Annotated in this window: 18 protein-coding genes; 8 read left to right on the forward strand and 10 right to left on the reverse strand. The window is 47.5% G+C overall.

The annotated features are described in order from the left end of the window. Positions 1-6 precede the first annotated feature (6 nt). Together acnA and putP are read right to left on the reverse strand one after the other, a co-directional pair. Complete coding sequence (gene acnA, locus ABD980_RS07815; RefSeq protein WP_345370795.1) at positions 7-2,757, reverse strand: aconitate hydratase AcnA; 2,751 nt, start codon at positions 2,755-2,757, stop codon at positions 7-9. A 146-nt stretch (positions 2,758-2,903) separates the two neighbouring features. Beyond that, a complete protein-coding gene (gene putP, locus ABD980_RS07820; RefSeq protein WP_345370797.1) occupies positions 2,904-4,391 on the reverse strand; it encodes a sodium/proline symporter PutP in 1,488 nt (495 codons plus the stop codon). 259 nt (positions 4,392-4,650) lie between these two features. Here putP and ABD980_RS07825 point away from each other — a divergent pair, with 259 nt between their 5' ends. Further along, positions 4,651-5,451: a thioesterase family protein gene (locus tag ABD980_RS07825; RefSeq protein WP_260650311.1), complete on the forward strand. Its 801-nt coding sequence runs from the start codon at positions 4,651-4,653 to the stop codon at positions 5,449-5,451. On the opposite strand, the gene ABD980_RS07830 is transcribed toward ABD980_RS07825, so the two are convergent. Together ABD980_RS07830 and cysG are read right to left on the reverse strand one after the other, a co-directional pair. Next, on the reverse strand, positions 5,452-5,952 hold the full coding sequence (locus ABD980_RS07830) for an acyl-CoA thioesterase (protein ID WP_300646619.1): 501 nt from the start codon (positions 5,950-5,952) through the stop codon (positions 5,452-5,454). A 126-nt stretch (positions 5,953-6,078) separates the two neighbouring features. Beyond that, positions 6,079-7,455, reverse strand: a complete 1,377-nt coding sequence (gene cysG / locus ABD980_RS07835; RefSeq protein ID WP_345370800.1) for a siroheme synthase CysG — start codon at positions 7,453-7,455, stop codon at positions 6,079-6,081. Between the two features lie 250 nt (positions 7,456-7,705). Between cysG and ABD980_RS07840 the strand changes: the two genes are divergently transcribed. From ABD980_RS07840 to cysI, 5 genes are read left to right on the forward strand one after another with little or no spacing between them, the layout of a single operon-like run. Then, positions 7,706-8,464 (forward strand): phosphoadenylyl-sulfate reductase, encoded by a 759-nt coding sequence (locus ABD980_RS07840; RefSeq protein ID WP_345370802.1) that lies wholly within the window; start codon positions 7,706-7,708, stop codon positions 8,462-8,464. Between the two features lie 28 nt (positions 8,465-8,492). Further along, on the forward strand, positions 8,493-9,410 hold the full coding sequence (gene cysD, locus ABD980_RS07845) for a sulfate adenylyltransferase subunit CysD (protein WP_345370804.1): 918 nt from the start codon (positions 8,493-8,495) through the stop codon (positions 9,408-9,410). A gap of 24 nt (positions 9,411-9,434) precedes the next feature. Beyond that, positions 9,435-10,733, forward strand: a complete 1,299-nt coding sequence (locus ABD980_RS07850) for a sulfate adenylyltransferase subunit 1 (RefSeq protein WP_345370806.1) — start codon at positions 9,435-9,437, stop codon at positions 10,731-10,733. 8 nt (positions 10,734-10,741) lie between these two features. Continuing rightward, a complete protein-coding gene (locus ABD980_RS07855) occupies positions 10,742-12,520 on the forward strand; it encodes an assimilatory sulfite reductase (NADPH) flavoprotein subunit (RefSeq protein WP_345370808.1) in 1,779 nt (592 codons plus the stop codon). A gap of 9 nt (positions 12,521-12,529) precedes the next feature. Then, positions 12,530-14,248 carry an assimilatory sulfite reductase (NADPH) hemoprotein subunit gene (cysI, locus tag ABD980_RS07860; protein WP_345370810.1) on the forward strand — a complete coding sequence of 573 codons (1,719 nt, stop codon included), beginning with the start codon at positions 12,530-12,532 and terminating at the stop codon, positions 14,246-14,248. A gap of 36 nt (positions 14,249-14,284) precedes the next feature. Here cysI and phnP read toward each other — a convergent pair whose 3' ends face one another. The 5 genes from phnP to ABD980_RS07885 all read right to left on the reverse strand — a co-directional run bounded on the left by phnP (position 14,285) and on the right by ABD980_RS07885 (position 19,247). Continuing rightward, positions 14,285-15,040 carry a phosphonate metabolism protein PhnP gene (gene phnP / locus ABD980_RS07865; protein ID WP_345370812.1) on the reverse strand — a complete coding sequence of 252 codons (756 nt, stop codon included), beginning with the start codon at positions 15,038-15,040 and terminating at the stop codon, positions 14,285-14,287. Between the two features lie 157 nt (positions 15,041-15,197). Next, on the reverse strand, positions 15,198-15,479 hold the full coding sequence (locus tag ABD980_RS07870; protein ID WP_260650320.1) for a peptidylprolyl isomerase: 282 nt from the start codon (positions 15,477-15,479) through the stop codon (positions 15,198-15,200). A 275-nt stretch (positions 15,480-15,754) separates the two neighbouring features. After that, entirely contained in the window at positions 15,755-17,131 is a 1,377-nt protein-coding gene (locus ABD980_RS07875) for an MFS transporter (RefSeq protein ID WP_345370815.1), read from the reverse strand. Then, a complete protein-coding gene (locus ABD980_RS07880; protein ID WP_345370817.1) occupies positions 17,128-18,258 on the reverse strand; it encodes a cobalamin-independent methionine synthase II family protein in 1,131 nt (376 codons plus the stop codon). Before ABD980_RS07880 ends, ABD980_RS07875 begins: the two co-directional genes overlap by 4 nt. Before the next feature lie 335 nt (positions 18,259-18,593). Continuing rightward, positions 18,594-19,247 carry a DUF5710 domain-containing protein gene (locus tag ABD980_RS07885; RefSeq protein ID WP_300648210.1) on the reverse strand — a complete coding sequence of 218 codons (654 nt, stop codon included), beginning with the start codon at positions 19,245-19,247 and terminating at the stop codon, positions 18,594-18,596. A gap of 94 nt (positions 19,248-19,341) precedes the next feature. On the opposite strand from ABD980_RS07885, the gene ABD980_RS07890 reads away from it, so the two are divergent. Further along, a protein-coding gene (locus tag ABD980_RS07890; protein ID WP_377536097.1) for an IS3 family transposase occupies positions 19,342-20,468 on the forward strand; the annotation gives its coding sequence in 2 pieces (ribosomal slippage) (positions 19,342-19,600 and positions 19,600-20,468; 1,128 coding nt in all). Positions 20,469-21,006: 538 nt separating this feature from the next. Then, positions 21,007-21,972, forward strand: a complete 966-nt coding sequence (locus ABD980_RS07895; RefSeq protein WP_345370820.1) for an arsenic resistance protein — start codon at positions 21,007-21,009, stop codon at positions 21,970-21,972. 413 nt (positions 21,973-22,385) lie between these two features. On the opposite strand, the gene ABD980_RS07900 is transcribed toward ABD980_RS07895, so the two are convergent. After that, entirely contained in the window at positions 22,386-22,811 is a 426-nt protein-coding gene (locus ABD980_RS07900; RefSeq protein WP_300648206.1) for a hypothetical protein, read from the reverse strand. Positions 22,812-22,937 lie beyond the last annotated feature (126 nt).

Raw genomic sequence — 22,937 nt, forward strand, 5'->3', positions numbered from 1 at the left:
AGTGGTTTACATCAAACTACGTAAAACATATTGCATAATCCCTCCGTGACGGAAATACTCTGCCTCGGATGGCGTATCAATACGCACAATCGCCTCAAAGCTTATGTCTCCGGCCTTCACCTGCACCGTTTTAGGAATCTGCCCGTGATTCAGTGCGGTCACACCAGTAATACTAAATACTTCGTCACCAAGTAATCCTAGTGTTTGAGCATTCTGTCCCTCGGGAAACTGCAAAGGTAAAACCCCCATACCCAGTAAATTCGAACGGTGGATACGCTCATAGGACTCGGCAATCACCGCTTTCACCCCTAACAACATCGTACCTTTAGCCGCCCAATCGCGCGAGGACCCCGACCCGTATTCTTTACCCGCCAAAATCACCAAAGGCACTTGCTGCGCAAGATAATGGCGTGACGCATCATAAATAGTCGTGATGGGTGCCCCCTCTTGGGTAAAGTCTCGGGTATATCCGCCCTCGGTACCGGGTGCTAGCTGGTTACGCAAGCGCACATTAGCAAAAGTGCCTCGGATCATGACCTCGTGGTTACCACGACGCGAACCATAGGAGTTAAAGTCTTTGGGCTCTATGCCATGCTCAGTTAAATACATGGCAGCAGGCGTCATGGGCACAATCGCTCCCGCTGGGCTAATGTGGTCAGTTGTGACCGAATCACCCAGCTTAGCCAGCACGCGTGCGTTTTCAATATCTGCCACTGGCTCTGGCTGGGCACGCATTTGTTCAAAATAAGGGGGGTGACGCACATAAGTAGACTGTGGATCCCAATGAAACTGCTCGCTTTCTGGTGTAGGAAGCTGCTGCCAACGCTCATCCCCCGCGAACACATCTTGATAGCCGCGGCGATACATATCCTCGGTTATAGCCTGCTCTATGACCGCTTGAACTTCTTCTGTCGTTGGCCAAATGTCTTTCAAGTAAACCGGATTACCTTGCGCATCTGTGGCTAAGACATCATTTTGTAGATCGATATCCATAGTGCCCGCAATCGCATATGCCACCACTAAAGGGGGTGACATTAAATAATTCATCTTTACTTGCGGGTGAATACGTCCCTCAAAGTTACGGTTGCCTGATAGCACCGAAACCACGGTCATATCATTCGCATCAATCGCAGCGGCCACTTCGGGGATCAACGGGCCCGAATTCCCGATACAAGTAGTACATCCGTAACCCACTAAATTAAAACCTAAAGCATCTAAATACGGGGTCAGCCCAGCACGCTCATAGTAATCGGTCACCACACGCGAGCCCGGTGCCAAGCTGGTTTTGACCCAAGGCTTACGCGTTAAGCCTTTTTCATGCGCTTTTTTCGCAACCAGCGCGGCGGCGATCATAACGCTGGGGTTAGAGGTATTGGTACATGAGGTAATCGCTGCAATGACCACGGCCCCGTCTTTTAAGGTGTAGGTCTGGCCGTCTTCACTTTGCACAAGAGCTTCGGTATTTTTTTTCTTAGGCTGGTCATGTGCTGGCACATCTGAAGCCGGGAAAGATTCTTTAAGCGCCTCATCGTAATCTGCAGCACTTTGCTGTTTTTCTAATTGAGCTAGCTCCTTTCTAAAAGCAGGTTGTGCCGAACTAAGCGGCACACGATCCTGCGGACGCTTTGGTCCAGCAATGGATGGCACAATAGAGGCCAAGTCTAGTTCTAAATGCTCAGAGTAAACAGGCTCATGGTCGGGATCATGCCATAACCCTTGTGCTTTGGCATAGGCTTCGACCAAAGCAATTTGCGCCTCGCTACGCCCTGTTAAGCGTAAATAATGTATGGTTTCCTCATCAATGGGAAACATAGACACGGTGGAGCCGTATTCTGGGCTCATATTACCAATGGTGGCACGGTTCGCTAAAGGCACCGCGCTGACCCCAGGACCATAAAATTCCACAAACTTGCCTACTACGCCGTGCTTGCGCAACATCTCGGTAATTGTTAGAACCAAATCCGTTGCGGTCACCCCTTCGGGCAGAGAACCCGTAAGCTTAAAGCCCACCACACGTGGAACCAACATAGAAATGGGTTGCCCCAGCATAGCGGCTTCGGCCTCAATACCCCCAACACCCCAAGCAACTACACCTAAGCCGTTCACCATCGGTGTGTGCGAGTCTGTCCCCACACAGGTATCAGGATACGCATAGGCGGTGCCGTTCTCTTCTTTGGTAAAAACAACACGCGACAGATGCTCTAGGTTCACCTGATGCACGATCCCTGTTCCCGGTGGCACCACTTTAAAGTTATCAAAAGCCTCTTGCCCCCAACGCAAAAACTGATAGCGCTCCACATTACGCTGATATTCAATCTCGACGTTACGCTGAAACGATTGATTATGCGCAAAATCATCCACAATCACGGAGTGGTCAATCACCAGCTCTACTGGCACCAATGGATTAATCCGTTTCGGGTCTCCGCCTAACTGCGCCATCGCTTCGCGCATTGCGGCCAAATCCACCACAGCCGGTACACCAGTGAAATCCTGCAACACGACCCGAGCAGGGCTAAAAGCAATCTCATAGTCAGGCTGCGCGCTGGGATCCCAGTTCGCCAAAAAGCGAATATGATCCGCGGTTACATTAACCCCGTCTTCGGTGCGCAATAAATTTTCGAGGAGGATTTTCAGACCGTAGGGCAAACGGTGTACGTCTAAGCCTTGATCTTGTAGGGCTGATAGCTGAAAAATTTGATAGGACTGCGAGCCTACTGTTAGCTCGCCACGTGCTTTGAAGCTGTTGGGATGTGACATACAAACCTCCTTGCTCGTTGGTGAACGCTGTTTGTTTCAGCCGACCCAAACTACAAGCCGCTGCCTACTACAGCGTGTGACGTCATACTTCTATCATACACTGGAAAAAAAAAGCGGCCATAAAGGCCGCGTAAAACAAAATGCAATTACAGCGCTCTTAATTCAGTTTTTACCTGATCAAAGACCTCTGTTACCGTAGCATCCGGTTCTCTCCCCATGCGGCTCACAAAATAAATCGCTAGCGCACCAAATAAAAACCCCGGAATAATTTCATAAATACCAAACCAACTAAAGTGGTTCCAAACCAAAACCACCACCGCTCCGACAATCATGCCCGCCAACGCCCCATTTCGGGTCATACGACGCCACATCAACGACATCAACACCACCGGACCAAATGCAGCACCAAACCCCGCCCATGCATAACTCACCATTGCCAATACCCGGCTCTCTGGATTCCACGCTAGAGCGATCGCAATAAGTGCTACCAACAACACCATAGATCGTCCAAACCATACCAGCTCCTTATCGCTAGCACGACGACGCACAAAAGTTTTATAAATATCTTGAGTCAATGAGCTGGAACAAACCAAAAGCTGAGCCGATAAAGTACTCATCACTGCTGCTAAAATCGCCGCCAATAAAATTCCTGCAATCCATGGGTTAAACAGCAGCATAGAAAACTCAATAAAAACACGCTCGGGGTTAGCGATGACCCCTGCCGCCTGTTCAGGGTGTGCCGCAAAATACGCGATCCCAAAAAATCCAACAGCCACCGCCCCCCCTAAGCATAAAATCATCCACGTCATACCAATTCGACGTGCATGGGGAATGGTTTGCACCGAATCCGCAGCCATAAAACGCACCAAAATATGAGGCTGCCCAAAATACCCCAAGCCCCACGCTAAGGCAGAAATCACGCCAACTTTAGATACGCCTGATAACACATCCACACTAGCAGGCTGTACGGACTGCGCTACTGTCACGGCCTCGTTAAGCCCGCCCACCTGATGCAACACAATTAAAGGAATCAGTACCAATGCAGTAAACATGAGCGAGGCTTGGACCGTATCGGTCCAACTCACAGCTAAAAACCCGCCAATAAATACATATGCAATCGTACAAAAAGCACCGAGCCACAGGGCCGCAGGATAAGACATGCCAAACATGCTTTCAAATAAACGCGCCCCTGCTACAACGCCCGATGCGCAGTACAAGGTAAAAAACAGCAGGATCACAATCGCTGAAACGATACGCAATACATTAGACCTATCCTGAAAGCGATTGGAAAAATAATCTGGCAACGTCAGCGCATCCCCAGAGCGTTCGGTATAAACGCGTAAACGCGCCGCCACCAAGCGCCAATTAAAATAGGCACCAATGATTAACCCTATCGCAATCCATGAAGCGGACAACCCTGTGTCATACACCTCGCCAGGCAGACCCATTAACAGCCAACCACTCATGTCTGACGCGCCTGCGGCTAAAGCCACCACAAAAGCCCCGAGCTTACGCCCCCCTAAAATGTAGTCTGACAAGTCTTGCGTTGACCTATAGCCTAACCAGCCGATCAACAACATTGCCAAAATATAGATCACAAACATCACGGTGATCGGCGTACTGATTATGTCCATTTTTTACCCCTTCCCGCCACATCGCACTAGAGTGCTTAGGCAATAGCTGGACGATGCACAAACCTCGCACATACTCAATAAATGAAAAATTAAAACCTTGTCACGGGTGTGACATTTCCACAGGCACATGCCGTGTTAACACTAAAATAGGGCTTATTTTATCGTTAATATCAGCGCTACCCCACCCGATTCACAAATTAGTGCTACATTAAAAAATCAAAAATAGAGAAAACAGAGAATAATACGAGGCAAATTGATTATGAGTGCTTACTACCAATTCATCGATAGACACATTGACGAGCAAGGAGTCGTCACCGCCACTTATCGCTCCACACAACATGCCCAAGGGGCCTGGAATCCACATGAACAACACATGGCTCCCGCTAGCGGTATTATTGCCGCCGAGCTTGAGCAGTTTCAGCCACGCGAGGGCATGCGTATCGGAAGAATTAGTTTTGATATCTTTGGCTTAATTGCCGCCGGTGAATTTTCTATCACTACACGTGTTATTCGCCCAGGCAAAACCATTGAACTCATCGAATCCACCATGCAAGCCAATAACAAAACATGTATTGTGGCGCGTGTATGGCGGATGTGTACATCGGATAGCTCTGAGATTGCCGGTCTGGAAGACCAGCCAGTTACCCACCCCGACCAGCTACCTTTATGGGAGGGGATGACACGCTGGCCAGGTGGTTATATTCAAAGCCTCATCGTTAAAGTGGACCCAAATCATCGCGCTGGGCATGGCATTGTGTGGCTTTCCAATGAAAAAGCCATGGTCGAAGGCCAAGAAAAAAGTGATTTTGTTCATCTGATGGGGATGGTGGATACCGCTAACGGCACAGCCGTACGCCAAGAGGATCCTTTTACGTGGAGCTTTCCGAACCTGGATTTACAAATCCACCTTTACCGCTATCCAAGCGGCCGCTGGCTGGGTTTGGAAACCGTGCAGCAATACGGCACTGACGGTATTGGTCTAACCAGCGCCATATTGCATGATATTCATGGGCCATTTGGGCGCAGTGAACAGATTTTGACCCTGCGTAAAATGGGCTAGTTATACCGCTTCATCGCGTTTATGCGACGCCAAAATTTCCATTTGGCGTTGCTCCATTTCTTTACGCAACTGACGCCGAATTTGGGCGGCTTTAAAGCGCCGAATCTCATCAGGTGTGGTGGGCGTTAACGGTTTTACCTCGGTAGGCTTGCCCTCGTCATCCACCGCCACCATGGTAAAAAAGCAGCTATTCACATGGCGCACCACACGATGTCGAATGTCTTCTGCAATCACTTTAATACCGACCTCCATGGAGGAAGTCCCCGTATAGTTCACACTGGCTAAAAAGGTAACCAGCTCACCCACATGAACCGGCTGTCTAAACGTGACTTGATCTACACTCAATGTCACCACATAACGATTCGCATAACGGCTAGCACAGGCATAGGCGACCTGATCCAAAAGCTTTAGAATCGTACCCCCATGAACATTCCCCGAAAAATTAGCGGTATCTGGGGTCATTAAAATTGTCATCGTTAGCTGATGATAAGGTAAATCCATGGTTTTCTCTTTCTAGCAATAAAAAAGGCGATCCATGCCAGTGTGCCAAAACCTCATGACACTATCACGGCATATAACGCGAAATTCTATAGATTAAGCGATGACACCGTTACGCTCAAGAAAACCTTAGGAAAACCACTGCAATGAGGCCTGCAACTGCACCACTTCCCCCACTACAATTAATGCGGGCCGCTCTGCCTGTTGTGCTAAGGCGGGCAATGTGGCTAGTGTCCCCACCTGAATCTGCTGCTCTGCTAGGGTCCCCTGGCTAATAATAGCCACAGGGGTTGTGGAAGCTTTACCATGAGCTATTAGCTGCGTGCTGATCTCAGTCGCTTTTAAAGTCCCCATATAAATCACTAAAGTTTGCCGCTGTCGTGCCAAGCAAGACCAATCAATGTCATCACCCTCAGCGCGACAATGACCAGTAATAAATAATGCCGCCTGAGCATATAAGCGATGGGTCAGGGGAATGCCCGCATACGCGGTCGCCCCCAGCGCGGCAGTAATACCCGGCACAACACGATAACTCACCCCCGCAGCTTTGAGCGCTTCTAACTCCTCGGCACCACGCCCAAATACAAACGGATCCCCGCCCTTTAAACGCACCACACGCAAGCCTTGCTGAGCATACTGAATCAATAGCTGATTCGTCGTGGCTTGATCAACCTGATGCGCATGGGCGCGTTTACCCACGGCAATACGCTGTGCATCACGTCGTATAAAAGCTAATACGTCTTTGCCCACCAGCGCGTCATATAACACCACATCCGCCGCCTGCAAAGCTTGAAATCCGGCCAGTGTTAACAACCCGCTATCCCCAGGCCCAGCACCTACTAAGGTGACTTGGCCGATTAAGGTCGTATCGATCTGGGTGTGAAGCAACTGCTGTAAACGCTGCTCTGCGTGCTGCGCTCGCTGTGCGCTCAGGGCTTCGGTAAAAATCGGGTCTGCAAACAACTTTTCCCAAAAGCTGCGACGCGCAGTCGCTTGTGTAAGTACAGCTTTGACCCGAGAACGATATTGCCCTGCCAACGTCGCCATAGGGGCCAATACCGGTGGTAAGGCTTGTTCTATTTTCTGGCGTAACTGTCGCGCTAAAACAGGTGCTGTGCCACCCGTACTGATGGCGACCTGAACTGGGGAACGATCCACAATCGCCGGCACAATAAAGGTACATAATGCGGGATTATCGACCACATTCACTAAACGATGTCGTTGCACACAAGCATCATGCACCGCTTGATTTAGCAGGGCATCGTCTGTCGCTGCGATCGTTAAAACCGCTTGCTCCACATCACTTGGCTCAAAATGGGCTTTCAGCCACTGCACCTGATTTTGCTCAAGCAACTGTTGTACCGCGGCTCCCACCTTTGCTGCGATCACACGAACCTGCGCCCCCGCCTGCCGTAGTAGCTCAATTTTTCTAAAAGCCACCTCGCCGGCTCCAACCACTAAAACTGGGCGCTGTTTTAGATTGGCATACAAAGGAAAATAATCCATAACGTCTTTGATGTAAAAAAGCTAACTTTTTTATCTTAGAGGCCGTCTCATAAAAACCAAACATCAAATCCTTGTATGTATTTTCCTTTTAGCTATAAGGACTTAGCGTGTAAAAACATGAAACGCATACACCTTTTAGCTATATTTACATAACCCTCATAGGCATATAAAAAGAGCAATTGCTTCTTTCCCTTTGGGACGACTTCATGGCTAGCATAGAAAGTCATTCTTGATTTTTGTTGAGCAAGCCATGAGTTCATTTATCCCTATCCAATTGTGGCAAATTCCACCTACTACGATCACCCAATCGGTATCACTACCACCTTTGATCCAAAATTTGGAACAGCAACTAAGCCAAATTGCCCAACAGCACAAAAAGGTTGTGCTTGCCAATAGCTTGGCTGTCGAGGATATGGTGCTAACACATGCTATTGCCCAATTACAACTACCTATTGAAATCATCGTACTCGATACAGGCAAACTCCATACCGAAGCTTTGAGCTATCTCGATATCGTAAAAAAACACTACGATCACTTGACTTTTGCTGTTTATCAACCTTTACCCCAGTCGTTACAAGACTTTGAAACCACACACGACTTTCTTGATATTTATCAATCATTGAGCGTACGCAAAGCCTGTTGTTTTGCTCGCAAAATCGAGCCATTACAACGCGCCCTAGCTCATAAAACAGCATGGATTACAGGGCAACGACGGGAGCAATCTCCCACTCGTCAACAGTTACCTCAGCGCGAGTGGGATACTGCTCACAACTTAGAAAAATTCAATCCCCTGGCTGACTGGACGCACGAACAGGTGTGGGCCTATATCCATGCCCATTCTATTCCTATCCACCCGTTGTATCACCACGGCATGCCCAGCATCGGCTGTGAGCCATGTACCAAGCCCATACGCCAAGGCGAAGACCTGCGTGCTGGGCGTTGGTGGTGGGAAAGTCAAGACAGTAAAGAGTGTGGCTTACACGCTAACCCCACGTCCTCCCTCTCTTAATTTTTATTTATGTGTTGAGTGTGCTTTTATGGCTGCTATTGTGAACCGTCATCTGGACTGGCTCGAGGCGGAGTCCATTTATATTATTCGGGAAACCATTGCTGAAACAAAAAACCCCGCCTTACTCTTTTCTGGGGGCAAAGACTCGGTTGTGCTTTTTGCCTTAGCTTGCAAAGCCTTTGCCTTACCTAACCGACCCTTGCAGTTACCCTTTCGGCTTCTACATGTGGATACAGGGCATAACTACCCCGAGGTCATTGCTTTTAGAGACGAAATCGTAGCGCGTACGGGTGCTGAACTCATCGTTGCGCATGTGGAAGACTCCATTCAGCGTGGCACCGTTGTCTTACGCCATGACAATGATTCACGCAACGCTGCTCAAGCCGTCACCCTATTAGAAGCCATTGAACAATATCAATTTGATGCACTGATGGGCGGCGCACGCCGTGATGAAGAAAAAGCCCGCGCTAAAGAGCGTATTTTTTCTTTTAGAGACCAGTTTGGACAGTGGGATCCCAAAAACCAACGCCCTGAACTCTGGTCTTTATATAACACGCGCTTACATCCCAATGAAAACATGCGTGTTTTTCCTATATCTAATTGGACTGAACTAGATATCTGGCAATACATAGAACGCGAGCAGCTCGCTTTGCCCAGCATTTACTATGCGCATGAACGTGAGGTCGTAGAGCGTAATGGTTTGCTGGTTCCCGTTACCCCACTTACCCCAAAACAGCCCAAAGAAATCAGTCAGCAACGCTCTGTTCGCTTTAGAACTGTTGGCGATATCAGCTGCACGTGCCCCGTCCCAAGCCAAGCCAAAACCGCTGCAGAAATTATCTTGGAAACCGCCCAAGCCACCCTATCCGAGCGGCGCGCCACGCGTTTAGATGACCGCGCATCGGAAGCAGCAATGGAAGAGCGCAAACGCGCTGGTTATTTTTAATTTGCCTCATGCCAAGGACTCACGATGACAAATCAAACCCCAACGGTATTCCGTTTTATCACCGCTGGCAGCGTCGATGATGGTAAATCCACACTAATTGGCCGCCTGCTTTATGACAGCCATGTTTTATTAAGTGACCACATTGAACAGCTTAAATCCAATTCATATCACCATACAGACCAAGCGCCATTGGATTTTGCGCTGCTGACAGATGGGCTTGCCGCAGAAAGAGAGCAGGGCATCACGATTGATGTCGCGTATCGGTATTTCAGTACCCCTGAACGTAAGTTCATTTTGGCTGATACCCCTGGACATGAACAATACACGCGTAATATGGTTACAGGGGCATCTACAGCTGATGCCGCGATTGTCTTAATTGATGCTTCCCGCTTAGATTTACAGCAACAGCCGGTACGCTTATTACCGCAAACCATACGTCATAGTGTGCTTTTAAAGCGATTGGCCTGCCCGCATATCATTGTGGCCATCAATAAGCTCGACTTATTACATTACGATGCAGCGGCCTTTACAGCCATCCAAAACGCGTATACACAACTCGCCAAACAGCTTCAGCTCACTGCTGTGCATTTTGTGCCCATTTCAGCCCTGCATGGGGACAATATTGTGCATTCCAGTACCAACATGCCTTGGTATGACGGCCCGAGTTTGCTCACACTCCTTAATACGCTCCCTATTACAGACACAGCCCAACCTGACCCTGGCCTTGCGCTTTTTCCTATACAACGCGTAGCGCGTCAGGACGGCAGTGCCAAAGACGATTTTCGTGGCTACCAAGGCCGTTTAGAACAAGGCCAGCTGCAAGTAGGACAAACGATACGCCTGCTACCAAGCCAACAACGCAGCACTATCGCAGCCATTTATGGCATCCATGGTCAACAAGAACAAGCACAACCGGGCGAAGTCCTAACCATCACTTTACAAGATGAGCTCGATATTTCTCGAGGCGATACCCTTGTTGCCGTGGAGCACCCCGTCCAAAACCATCAACATATCCATGCTTCGCTTTGCTGGTTTGACGATCAGCCATTAAACCCAGCTCGCAAATATTGGCTAAAGCACACGACTAAAACCGTCTACGCCAAAATTAGCGGTATAGCTAGCGTTTTGGATCTACACGAACTAAAAGAAAAACCTGCCGCTAGACCATTACAAATGAATGATATGGCTAAAGTCCAACTGCTTTTACAACAACCCATTGCCGCTAATCGCTACCTTGATAACAAAGCGACTGGCGCATTTATTTTGATTGATGATATCAGCCACCGCACCGTCGCGGCGGGCATGATCGAACAACTGGGATAGCTATAACCATGATCGTATCCACTGAACTTATTCAGAACATAGACCAGTTAAGCACTAAGGAACTCGCTTGGCTATCCGGTTATTGCTGGGCCAAATCCAAAGTTGACGGACTGCAGTCTTTCAGCGCCGACCTAGATCAGGCCTCAACGGCAACGGCTACAACCACGCGTACCGTGACGATTTTATCCGCCTCCCAAACCGGCAACGCTAACCGTGTCGCCGAGCGTTTACATGAGTCGTTGCAATCTTTACCTGTGCGCTTGCAGCATTACCGCTTGGGTGACTACAAAAACAAACAAATCACCGAAGAAGACATTGTGATTTTTGTCAGCTCCACGCAAGGCGAGGGCGAGTTCCCCGAGGAAGCCATTTCTTTTTCTAAATACCTATTCGGTAAGCGTGCTCCCAACCTAGCGCATCTTTCTTTTGCTGTGGTGGGCTTAGGTGACAGCTCCTATCCTTTGTTTTGTGAGGCAAGTAAAAAATGGGATCAACGCCTTGAGGCCTTGGGTGCGAAGCGCCTTTTACCTCGGTTGGATAACGACATCGATTATGAGGACTCGATTGCCCAATGGCAAGAACAACTGCATGCCTGCTTATCAGAGCTATTGCATAATGAAACGCCAGCTGTATCCAACCCCGCTGTACAGATAGTACCAGCCTCAAAGACCTATGATAGAACGCGCCCTTATCTGGCTGAGCTCATTCAAAAACAAAAAATCACTGCTCGCCAAGCCAACAAAACCACCCTGCATGTAGAAATTGACTTAGGTGACTCGGGAATACAATACAGCCCAGGTGATAGTTTAGGCATACTCCCTACAAATAATACCGATTTGGTACAGGATTTTTTAGCCCTCTTTGACTTTAAAGCCGAAGCCTTAGTACAGCTAAAGTCAGGACAATCTTTGCCCTTAATCGAAGCGTTGACGCATCATGTTGAACTGACCCAAAACAGTGTAGCTTTAGTAAAAAAATGGGCACAAATCAGTCAACACCCTGAACTAATCGCACTGGTAGAGCATCCCGAAAAAGCTCAACACTACGCGAGCGCCACCCCTTTATACGCGATGATTCAAGCTTACCCCGCCACCATTGATCCCCAACAATGGTTCGCATTTTTACGACCACTTAGCCCACGCATGTACTCCATTGCTTCCGCGCAAGCAGAGGTTGGAGCCGAGGTGCATATTACCTTAGGAGTAGTGGAGTATACGCATCAACAAAAACACTACCGTGGTGTTTGTTCAGACTATTTATGCGCTCAATTGGAAGAAGGCGATACCCTTCCCATATTCATTGAGCCGAACCCTCGATTCCGCTTACCTCATGATCCAAACACCCCCATTATCATGATTGGTGCCGGCACGGGGATTGCACCTTATCGCGCCTTTATGCAACAGCGCGAACAAGATCAAGCACAAGGCCGAGCATGGCTCATTTTTGGTAATCAAAAATTCACAGATGACTTTCTGTATCAAAGCGAATGGCAACGTTGGCACCAACTAGGTTTCCTGCATAAAGCCAGTCTGGCTTGGTCGCGCCAAAACCCTCAACAAAAAGTCTACGTACAAGACAAAATCCGTGCAGAAAGCGCAGAACTCTGGCAGTGGCTCAGTCAAGGAGCCCATGTATATGTCTGTGGCAATGCCAATCAAATGGCCAAAGAGGTCGAGCAAGCGTTATTGCTTGTCATCGCACACGAAGGCCAGCTCAATAGCGAACAGTCAGAGCAGTATCTCGATGAGCTACGCGACAACGGTCGTTATCAACGTGATGTTTACTAAGAGTCCATTATGAGTCAATCTTTTTCTTCTTCTGAGTCCACGCTACCGTTATCCGATAACGAACGCCTTAAAAAACAAAGTCGCCATTTACGTGGCACCATTGTCGAGGATTTAAACAATGAATTAACAGGCGGCTTTACTGGTGATAATTTTCAGCTCATTCGCTTTCACGGCATGTATGAGCAAGATGACCGCGACCTACGTGTCGAGCGCCTAGAGCAAAAACTTGAACCGCTGAAAAACGTGATGCTCCGCTGTCGCTTACCTGGCGGTATCATCACCCCAAAGCAATGGTTAGGCATTGATCGTTTTGCAAGTGAGCATACGCTTTATGGCAGTATTCGTCTCACGAACCGTCAAACCTTTCAATTTCATGGTGTGCTTAAAGATGATATTAAGCCCATGCATCAATGGCTCCACCATTTAGGGCTGGATTCTATCGCAACAGCTGGCGATGTGAACCGCAACGTACTCTGCACTTCTAACCCTGTCGAATCCGAGCTGCATCAGCAAGCGTATGAGTGGGCAAAAAAAATCTCTGAACACTTGCTTCCTAAAACCCGAGCCTATGCAGAAATTTGGCTTGATGGCGAGAAACTTCATAGCACAGAAGACGAGGTCGAGCCGATTTTAGGGGATACTTATTTACCCCGTAAATTCAAAACCTGCGTGGTTATCCCCCCACAAAACGATGTGGATTTACATGCCAATGACTTAGCTTTTGTAGCTATCGCTGAAAATGGCCAGCTGGTTGGCTTCAACGTCTTAGTAGGAGGCGGCTTGTCCATGGAACATGGCAATACCGCTACCTATCCAAATACGGCAAAAGAACTCGGCTTTATCCCACTATCCCATACGCTTGAAGCGGCGGCCGCCGTTGTCACCACCCAAAGAGACTGGGGTAACCGTCACGACCGTAAAGCAGCAAAAACACGCTATACCCTAGAGCGCGTTGGCTTAGACACCTTCAAAGCCGAAGTAGAGCGCCGCATGGGGATCGCTTTTGCGCCGATCCGCCCTTATCAATTTACCGAGCGTGGTGACAAAATCGGCTGGCTACAAGGCAGCGATGGGCTGTGGCACCTGACGTTGTTTATTGAAAATGGACGACTGCTCGATTACCCTGATCGTCCTCTTAAAACCGGCGTGGCCGCCATTGCTTCCATGCACCAAGGTGATTTTAGACTCACAGCCAACCAAAACCTGATTGTGGCCAATGTTGCCCCAGAAAATAAAGCCACCATCGAAGCCATTGCCCGCGCTCATGGCTTAATGGATGATCGCATCAGCCCGCAACGCCAACAATCAATGGCCTGTGTATCTTTTCCGACCTGCCCGTTGGCTATGGCCGAAGCGGAACGCTTACTTCCTGCTTTTATTGATGACATCGATGCCCTATTAGCCAAGAATGGTTTAGCCAAGGAATCTATTGTGTTACGCATTACAGGCTGTCCTAATGGATGTGGGCGCGCCATGTTAGCGGAAGTCGGCTTAGTCGGTAAAGCAATCGGACGCTATAACTTGCATTTAGGCGGCAACCGCATTGGCACACGCATCCCTCGTCTATATAAAGAAAATATCACTACCGCTGAAATTTTGACCATTTTAGCGCCACTCATTGAACGATGGGCGCACGAGCGCCAAGATCAGGAGTGTTTTGGTGACTTTGTGGTACGCACGGGGGTCGTTACTCCAGTACAAGACGCCCCCAGAGACTTTTATGCTTAACCCCCTTGGGTTCCCGAGCAGCTCCGGCTGCTCTTTTTAGTTCAGCACCATATTATCTTGTGCAATATGCACATAATCCGGCAACGTGTGTCCATGCTGCATCAGCCAGTTGTCTAGCTCATGTCCAATATGAGTAAAAAAAAGACGACGTATAGAAAGCGACGCATACATTGCTAATGCTGTATTCACGTCATTGTGATTGCGATGTGGCTGAGCCCGAGGCGCAAAAGAGCAATCCACAATACAGTCATCCAACACCAGTTGGGATAAAAACTGTTGGGTGGCGGTGGGCAAGCCCACTGTATCGGTTAAATAAGCCAAGGTTTTATCAGGGCTTTGAATCACATAACCAAAACAAGGGCGTGAATGGTTCAACGGCACTGCTGTGATGCGTAGCGACGCAATCTGACGGGTTTCAAAAGGCTGCCACGTTGCCGAAAAATCCAAAATACCAGGGTGCTTATATAAATCCGCAAAACCCACTGGATCCTCTGGTCCCCAGACGGGTATGGTTATACCCAGCCCCCAGCGCAGGGTCAATAACCCCTGGGCATGATCCGCATGATAATGGGTTTGTAATATTCCCGCTAAACTAGGCGGGGGAAATAACTCCCTCAAATCCGTTCGGCCACTATCAATCAGCCATTTTTTGTCATCGATCGTTAACATAGCGCTGCTGGGGCGGCGTCGGAAAGAAACCTGCGCACGCGCGCGTGTGCATGCCGCGCATGAACAGTTATACACGGGCACCTGTGCTGAATCGCCAGTTCCTAAAAAAGTAAAACTAAACATATATCCATGCGCCTTATCACGTAGTGATTCCTTATAACTTGAAACTAGACTAGTTCCTAGGATAACCAACATCCATTATGCAAAAACATAGCACTGCGTAATGAAAAAAGCCGCTCATTTATACAAAGAGCGGCTTTTTATAAACCATGATCTTGGCTTAGTCATTCCGACCGGTCACTAAAACCAAGTGATAACCAAACTGCGTTTTCACAGGGCCTTGGACCTCGCCTACTGGGGCGCTAAATACCACCTGATCAAACTCGGGCACCATTTGACCACGACCAAATGTGCCTAATGCACCACCTTGTTGAGAAGAAGGGCAGCTTGAGTTTTCACGGGCAAGCTGAGCAAAATCAGCACCATTTTCAATCGCTGTTTTTAACTCTAGAGCTTGGGCTTCAGTGTTAACCAAAATATGACTTGCAGAGGCTTGTTGCATGGAACGCTCCTTTTAAAAGTGATCTGTAAGCTTAACGTAGATTCGGTATTCATTTCTACCCATTCGATCTGTTTTACCCCTTTCCGTATTACAACACCAGCACGTTTGGAGCTGTAAACGATACTTTCCAGCACTCAACCAACCCTAATGTACGACTGATACTGCGCACCCTATACAACAATAAAGCGGTGCATGCCGAACTCAGCAAGCACCGCTTTCACGAATTAGGACTACACGTAGGCAGCCAAGCATGGCTTAAACCAATATCCAGTCGTCTATTCTTTAAGCAAGACGAGCCCATCCTCACGTAATGGGCCACGTGCTTCTCGTTGCTGCGCTAAAAAACCTTGCAAAAATAGCGCTGCTACCAACAGAGTACCCGCGTATAACCAATATAGGCTCGCCACGGACCAGTTCGCTTGCAGCAAATGCCCAGCGACAACGGGCGATGCCATTCCCCCTAAACGGGCAAAGGCCAAGACTATTCCAACCCCAGAGCTACGTGTGGCCGCTTCAAAGCTTTGAGGAGCGGTGGCATATAAGCCCGCAATAGAGCCATTGATTAAAAAACCAATCGCCACCCCTAGCAAAATAGCAATGGGCAAAGACCATCCGGTAGCAGGTATGACCACACAAAGCGCCACCGCACCCAATACCATTAATGACTGCGCTACGCGTTGTAATTGCCACCGACTCGCTAAAACCCCTAAAGCTAATGCGCCAAGCATACCGCCCACATGCAAAAGCACACCTCCGGCCACCCCTTTTTCAGCGGATAGCCCGGCTTGCTCCAGTAGTTTTGGGGTCCAGCTTGTTACAAAATAAAAGCTGAACATCAAAGTAAAAAAGCTCCCGCCTAACAACCATGTGCGCACGGCTCCCGGCGCCCATAATAGCTGCAATGCCTGCAATGCACTAGGCTTGGGCCTTACAGTGGTCTGTATTTCCACAGAAAAATGACCATGCCCCATGCGCTGCAATAATTGCTGCGCACGTTGCACATCCCCTTTTTTCCGACCTTGGAGCAATTGATCCAACGACTCAGGCAAACCCAATGCCACTAATACGGCCGCACCCCACGTCAGAAACCCACCCCAAACGAACACATGTTGCCACGCCCCTCGCTTAAGCAAATAGGCCGCTAGCATCCCACCTAGGGTCGCTCCCAGCGCAAAACCCACCGACTGCAAACCAATTGCTAGGGCACGCCAACGCGCATTTGCATACTCACTCGTTAACACATTGGCATTCACAATGCTACAACCAATGCCTACACCGGTCAGCAAGCGAAGCATGCCTAGCGTCCATGGATCTTGTACCCACTCCGTGGCCACCATAAAGGCGCCGGCTGCCGCCAGACTCCCTAGCACCATGGGGCGCCGCCCCCAACGATCCGAAAGCGGCGTCAAAAACACAGAACCCAAGGTCATACCAATAATGCCAGCGGATAATAACCACCCCAAAACCACGGGATTCAAGTCCCAATCGCTGGCCACCGCTGAGGCAGTAAAAGCCATCACCAACACATCAATGCCGTCTATCGCATTGATTAAAAAGCATAAAGCGATGGCTCGCCACTGCAAACGCCCCATCGATGCGGTATCTAAGCGTTGACGCAGGCTAAGGTCAGAAGCAAAAGCCGTCTTGCTCATAGCGCCTGCTGTGGCTCACCCCACACCTCGCGTGCAATCTCCACCACAAAACGCAGTTTTGCTTCTTGTTCGGCTTCACTGATGTTATTACCCTCTTCGGTAGAAGAAAATCCACACTGTGGGCTTAAACATAACTGCTCCAACGGCACATATTGTGCAGCCTCCTGGATACGAGCTTTAATGAGCGCTTTGTCTTCTAATTCACCCGTCTTCGTCGTCACCAAACCTAAAACCACTTGCTGATGACCTGGCTTAATAAAGCGCAAGGGCCGAAAATCTCCCGAACGATCGTTATCATATTCTAAGAAAAAAGCGTCCACATTCACTGAGCCAAACAGCAACTCAGCAACAGGCTCGTAGCCCCCCGAAGAAATCCATGTCGAACGGAAATTACCCCGACACACATGCAACCCCACCACTAAATCTTCTGGCTTGCCCTCTAGGACTCGATTTAGTACATCGGCATACGTTTTAGCGAGCACGTCGGGATCATCCCCCCGCTCTCGCACGAGCTGCTTTTGCTCTTCAGAACATAAATAACCCCATACCGTGTCATCTAATTGCAGATAACGACAGCCCGCTGCATAAAAAGCCGCTAACGCGTCTCTATAGGTCTGCACCAAGTCATCAAAAAAATCGTCCAAATTTGGATAAATATCAGGGCTGACCACATCTCGCCCACCACGAAAATGCAGCACACTGGGGCTTGGAATCGTCATCTTTGGCGTCGCGCCCGTCTGTAAAGACTGCAAAAACGCAAAATCTTGCAACATGGGGTGATCCCCAAACCGTACCTTGCCGGTGACCCGTACATTATGCGATTTTGTCTGCACCCCAGAGAATTGAATGCCTTCTTGTGTGTCATAACGCTCTACACCCTCTAGGCCATCAAAAAAATCAAAGTGCCACCATGTACGTCTAAACTCTCCGTCTGTCACCACTTGCAAACCACAAGCACATTGACGCTCTACGGAATAACGGATGGCTTTGTCTTCCTCTGCCCGTAATGCTTGCGCCGACATCATCCCTTTCTCAAAATCATGACGCGCTTTTTTAAGCGCTGCCGGGCGCAAATAACTACCAACAACATCCGCACGAAAAGGGGGCAAAGACCGAAACAAAGACATGTAAAACCTCTAAAAAAAACATCGCCATGCCGCAGCATGGCGTAAACATCGAAGATCTCCATCATAGGCGGTTTAGAGGTTAAAGATGGCGATACTTTCTCAAAACAACATGAGTTATTTTCATGTTATGTCTTTATATAAACTAATTACATGCTTATAACCCCCATCATTCTGAAAATTTCTCAACAAAACGTATTTTTTGTAAACAACCTCGCATCATTACTTTTTTAGCTGGTCATAACTAGTACGACTCTGACTACTGTAATAAAGCCATAGAGTCTTATCCTGCCACCGCCCCAGCTGAATACCGGCCTGAAGATAAATTTAAGCCTAAATTAGAAAAATTCAATTATCCTCATTGACTCATAAAAATAATCTTCCGAGTGAAAACCCAAATCACAATTACCCATAAATGGAGAATCTACTGGATAAATACTTATACGCTGGGCATCCCACTGATCAATTGGAAAAAAAGCGCCCCCAGGTTCATTATGCAAATAGAAATCTCCTTGTGTTGCATTACAATGCTCACAATGATTCATATAATAGCGAACACCGGCTTTTTTACTGTAAGCAATACTATATTTTTTCGTCAGTTTTTGCATATGACTTATTACTGAAACTGCTAAGCCATCGACCATTGAAGTAATACTAAAACCACCTGGGGAAGTCCAATAACCAATATCCTCATCCTCACTCTCATAATATTCATATTCAGGCGGGAGTAAAAAAGAAAAAACTGAAGTTATTTCTTTACAACGCCAACACCCTGTCTGCGACTTAATAATAAAGTAATGTGGTGCTCTAACTGAATACTCTGGGGAGTCTAAATTAGATATTGGCTGCGATTGCGGCAACCAGCACATAAATGGATCTAGATTCATTTCAGTAGATATATACCAAGTTTTTTGAACAGGATCCCAGCGAGCCCCTAATGCTTTAGCCTCATCCTTCTGAGAAAATGGCACTTGTAAATTTATACGAGTCATCCTACAGCTCCTATAATTGAATCGTAGACTTACCCTAAAAAGGCACAAGCCAAAACCAGAGATTTCTGCCATGATTCTTTACATGGAGGAAATCATGAAACGATCTAAATTTACCGAAGCCCAAATCGTTAGCATTTTAAAACTGGCTGAACAAGGGGCTAAAGTGACCGATATCTGTCGTGAGCACGGTATCAGTAGTGCCACGTATTACCAATGGAAAAGCAAATACGGCGGTTTAGAGGCATCTGACCTAAAACGGTTACGCGATATTGAGGCAGAAAATGCGAAGTTGAAAAAGATGTATGCTGAGCTCGCCTTGGAAAATGCGGCGATCAAGGATTTACTGGGAAAGCTTTAACGCCGGAGCGACGACGAGAAGCGGCACAGCACCTAGTGCAATCGGGCTCGCTGTCTATCTCACAAGCGTGTCGCTTGACACGCTTGCCTCGTCGCAGTTGGTACCGGCCCGATCCTGTGCAGCGCCGCCTCGAGCGAGATCAGCCCATTATTGATGCGCTCAATGATCTCCTTAGCGACCCCACTCGTTCACGGTGGGGTTTCTGGAAATGCTTTTATCGATTGCGATTAGATGGAAAACCGTGGAATTTTAAACGTGTCTGGCGTATATATTGTGCGATGAATTTGAACCAAAAACGACGGACTAAAAAACGATTACCCGAGCGTAACCCCGCGCCATTAGCCGTTCCGGCAGAGGCGAACTACAGTTGGACCTTTGATTTTATGAGTGATGCGTTATACAACGGCACCCGTTTTCGTGTACTCAATATCCTTGATGAGGGTGTGCGGGAAGCACTGGATATCGTTGTAGACACCTCTCTTCCTGCTGCTAGAGTGGTACGTGTTCTTGAGCAGCTCAAATCGGAGCGAGGCCTGCCCAAAATGATCCGTGTGGACAACGGTAGTGAAATGACCTCATTGTTGTTTACACAGTGGTGTGCGGAAAATGGAGTGACTATTCGTTATATTGAACCTGGCAAACCCAATCAAAACGCGTATATTGAACGTTTTAATAAAAGTTACCGCAATGAAGTCCTTGACCCCCATCTGTTCTCTTGCTTAACGCAAGTACGGGAGCTAAGTTGGGCCTGGATGATAAGTTATAACGAAGAGCGACCTCATGAATCGCTGGGCAATCTACCGCCTAGTGAGTTTAAACGACGCGTAACGGCAAAAGTCTCTAGTTATGAACTGTGCGCTTGACGGTAAGTCTACGGAATCAGCGCTTTGGCTGCAAACAGATAAAGTAAATGGAACTGGATATGGAGGAGTGAGCCAGATCAAAAAATGAAAAATAGCTAAAAACAACCCTCCTCTCTAAGCACGTCAAAATTCGCACAAAATTGTGGGAAAAGCCTCGCTAGTTGGCATTAGATACTGCTGACCACTTTGGGCTGTAAGAAAACAAATATTAAAATAGTTATTATTCGAAAGATATTTATTCGCTACGGCTATGATAAAAATATAAATAAGACCTAGAGGTGCAATTAAGATAGCCATGCTCCAGCAAACAGCCATAGTCATAAGTTTAACGATTAGCATCACCGTAGCATTCACAAAACCGACTACACTTTCATAGACCCATAGTTTTTCGCGGCATTGCACTGTGGCTACCGAAATATCTAAGTTTCCATATGAACTAAAATCGCCCCTATTGTCACTTAAACATGTCCGCATCAACGCATTCTTTGTAGTATATACTATACAATATATAAATTTATATAATGTTAAGGATAGAGACATGATGACACTTGTGGGATGGCTCAATCAAAACCTGAGATTCAGTATCCCTTTAGTTATGCTGCTAGGGCTGATAACGGGACTACTGAGCGAAAGTCTCGCACTTAAACTATGGATTGCTCCATTAACCCTACTTATGGTGTACCCCATGATGGTAGGGATACGTCTTAAACAGCTTTTACAAACCGACACGATTAACGTACAAGGCTGGGCCTTAGGCATTAACTTTATCATTATTCCAGCGCTCGCCTATGGCTTGGGTAGGCTCTTTTTTACTGACCAACCCACACTAGCGTTAGGCTTATTATTAGCAGCGCTATTACCCACCAGTGGCATGACCATCTCTTGGACTGGTTTTGCTAAGGGCAATGTTCCTGCAGCGATTCAAATTACCATTATTGGCCTTTTTATTGGCTCAGTTCTTACCCCTTTGTATGTGCAGTATTTACTCGGAGCCCATATACCGATGGAGCTCGGAGCCGTTTTCAAGCAGATTCTTCTTTTTATTGCTCTACCCTTACTAGCCGGCCAGCTTACGCGCTATCTACTTATCAAACGTTATGGACAAGCTCATTTCCAGCAACACCTAGGCCCTAAATTTCCACGCTTTTCTACTTTAGGGGTCTTAGGTATTGTCTTTGTAGCTATGGCCATTAAAGCTAACGATTTAATACGTTCTCCTACACTTATTATCGCTATCCTCATTCCAGTGCTTATTCTTTACACATTAAACTATGTCATTAGCACCGTGATTGCCCGCCGTTATTTACATCGTGGTGATGGTATCGCATTAGTGTATGGCACCGTGATGCGTAATTTATCTATAGCACTGGCTCTAGCCATGACAGCTTTTGGCGATGCTGGCGCTGAAGCAGCACTATTGATAGCGCTTGCTTATATTATTCAGGTGCAATCTGCAGCATGGTATGTAAAATGGTCTGACAAGATTTTCCCAACGTCTAAATAAGCCTGCTCTGCACACGCTACCTCTGTTTCTTGATCATTATGCAGGTACGCAGATAGCATATATCGGCACTGTAAATGATTGTAATGACCCAGCATCGCTTCGCCGTAAGCTTCCTGAAGGTCTTTCAGCGACGCACTTTTACGCTTCGCCGTCCAGCGTTCAATGTCGTGCTCCATTGCGATACTCATGATCGTTTTTCTCCAGAATCCAACTGAAGTTGAGCAGTAATTTCGTTTTATATGTATTAGAAATAGAATGAACAATTTGTACTCTGCATGAAATCTACTCCCTTGTACAGAATTGGTGTAAGTTCTGGCCTTTTGCTGTAACGCATGATGTAGTCATAGCTTTCTCCTGTAAGACACACCCGCAGAGTAAAATAACCTTTAATACATTAGCCAATCTCTAGCTGGTTAATGTTCAGACAACAGTTTTTTACACTCACTGCAATAAACCTTCCTACTTTTTTGTATATCATCAAAGACTTCTTCCAAAGCCTGTTTATCCTCTGGCGTCAAGGCATCCAATGCCTCAATAAACCTACTCCACGTCTTCTGTAAAGGCTCCCCAACAGTTGACCGGATAGAGCCGTCCTTCACCCTACCCCAAAAGATATATGGCTCAATGGTATTGCTAACTTCAATACCAAACTTATCACCATGATAATTCTTCACTAGCGTCATATAATCAGAAAACTCAGACGACAGTAGCACACTGGCTTCAAAACAATAACGCCCTGCAGCTATCCCGTTGACTATACCAATCAGATCATCCGTAACCTCCCCTCCCTTAAAAGTGATCAGAGTACGATCAGCCAAAAACTCAATATTTACATGCATATACTGCCCCCCAAAAACTGAGTTGACCAAAGCTCACAGGGTCAAGTTTTCAATCTCTACATCAGTCTCTCCAGTACGGGATTACCACAGTTCCGTTGCTATTCATGTGTGAACGAACAAAACAGA

This window comes from Paenalcaligenes hermetiae (genome assembly GCF_039543645.1).
In the GTDB taxonomy this organism is placed as follows: domain Bacteria; phylum Pseudomonadota; class Gammaproteobacteria; order Burkholderiales; family Burkholderiaceae_B; genus Paenalcaligenes; species Paenalcaligenes hermetiae.

Excerpts from the sequence above, each read along its gene's own strand:
- acnA (WP_345370795.1), bottom strand. The coding sequence starts at position 2,757 with ATGTCACATCCCAACAGCTTCAAAGCACGTGGCGAGCTAACAGTAGGC.
- putP (WP_345370797.1), bottom strand. The coding sequence starts at position 4,391 with ATGGACATAATCAGTACGCCGATCACCGTGATGTTTGTGATCTATATT.
- ABD980_RS07825 (WP_260650311.1), top strand. The coding sequence starts at position 4,651 with ATGAGTGCTTACTACCAATTCATCGATAGACACATTGACGAGCAAGGA.
- ABD980_RS07830 (WP_300646619.1), bottom strand. The coding sequence starts at position 5,952 with ATGGATTTACCTTATCATCAGCTAACGATGACAATTTTAATGACCCCA.
- cysG (WP_345370800.1), bottom strand. The coding sequence starts at position 7,455 with ATGGATTATTTTCCTTTGTATGCCAATCTAAAACAGCGCCCAGTTTTA.
- ABD980_RS07840 (WP_345370802.1), top strand. The coding sequence starts at position 7,706 with ATGAGTTCATTTATCCCTATCCAATTGTGGCAAATTCCACCTACTACG.
- cysD (WP_345370804.1), top strand. The coding sequence starts at position 8,493 with ATGGCTGCTATTGTGAACCGTCATCTGGACTGGCTCGAGGCGGAGTCC.
- ABD980_RS07850 (WP_345370806.1), top strand. The coding sequence starts at position 9,435 with ATGACAAATCAAACCCCAACGGTATTCCGTTTTATCACCGCTGGCAGC.
- ABD980_RS07855 (WP_345370808.1), top strand. The coding sequence starts at position 10,742 with ATGATCGTATCCACTGAACTTATTCAGAACATAGACCAGTTAAGCACT.
- cysI (WP_345370810.1), top strand. The coding sequence starts at position 12,530 with ATGAGTCAATCTTTTTCTTCTTCTGAGTCCACGCTACCGTTATCCGAT.
- phnP (WP_345370812.1), bottom strand. The coding sequence starts at position 15,040 with ATGTTTAGTTTTACTTTTTTAGGAACTGGCGATTCAGCACAGGTGCCC.
- ABD980_RS07870 (WP_260650320.1), bottom strand. The coding sequence starts at position 15,479 with ATGCAACAAGCCTCTGCAAGTCATATTTTGGTTAACACTGAAGCCCAA.
- ABD980_RS07875 (WP_345370815.1), bottom strand. The coding sequence starts at position 17,131 with ATGAGCAAGACGGCTTTTGCTTCTGACCTTAGCCTGCGTCAACGCTTA.
- ABD980_RS07880 (WP_345370817.1), bottom strand. The coding sequence starts at position 18,258 with ATGTCTTTGTTTCGGTCTTTGCCCCCTTTTCGTGCGGATGTTGTTGGT.
- ABD980_RS07885 (WP_300648210.1), bottom strand. The coding sequence starts at position 19,247 with ATGACTCGTATAAATTTACAAGTGCCATTTTCTCAGAAGGATGAGGCT.
- ABD980_RS07895 (WP_345370820.1), top strand. The coding sequence starts at position 21,007 with ATGATGACACTTGTGGGATGGCTCAATCAAAACCTGAGATTCAGTATC.
- ABD980_RS07900 (WP_300648206.1), bottom strand. The coding sequence starts at position 22,811 with ATGCATGTAAATATTGAGTTTTTGGCTGATCGTACTCTGATCACTTTT.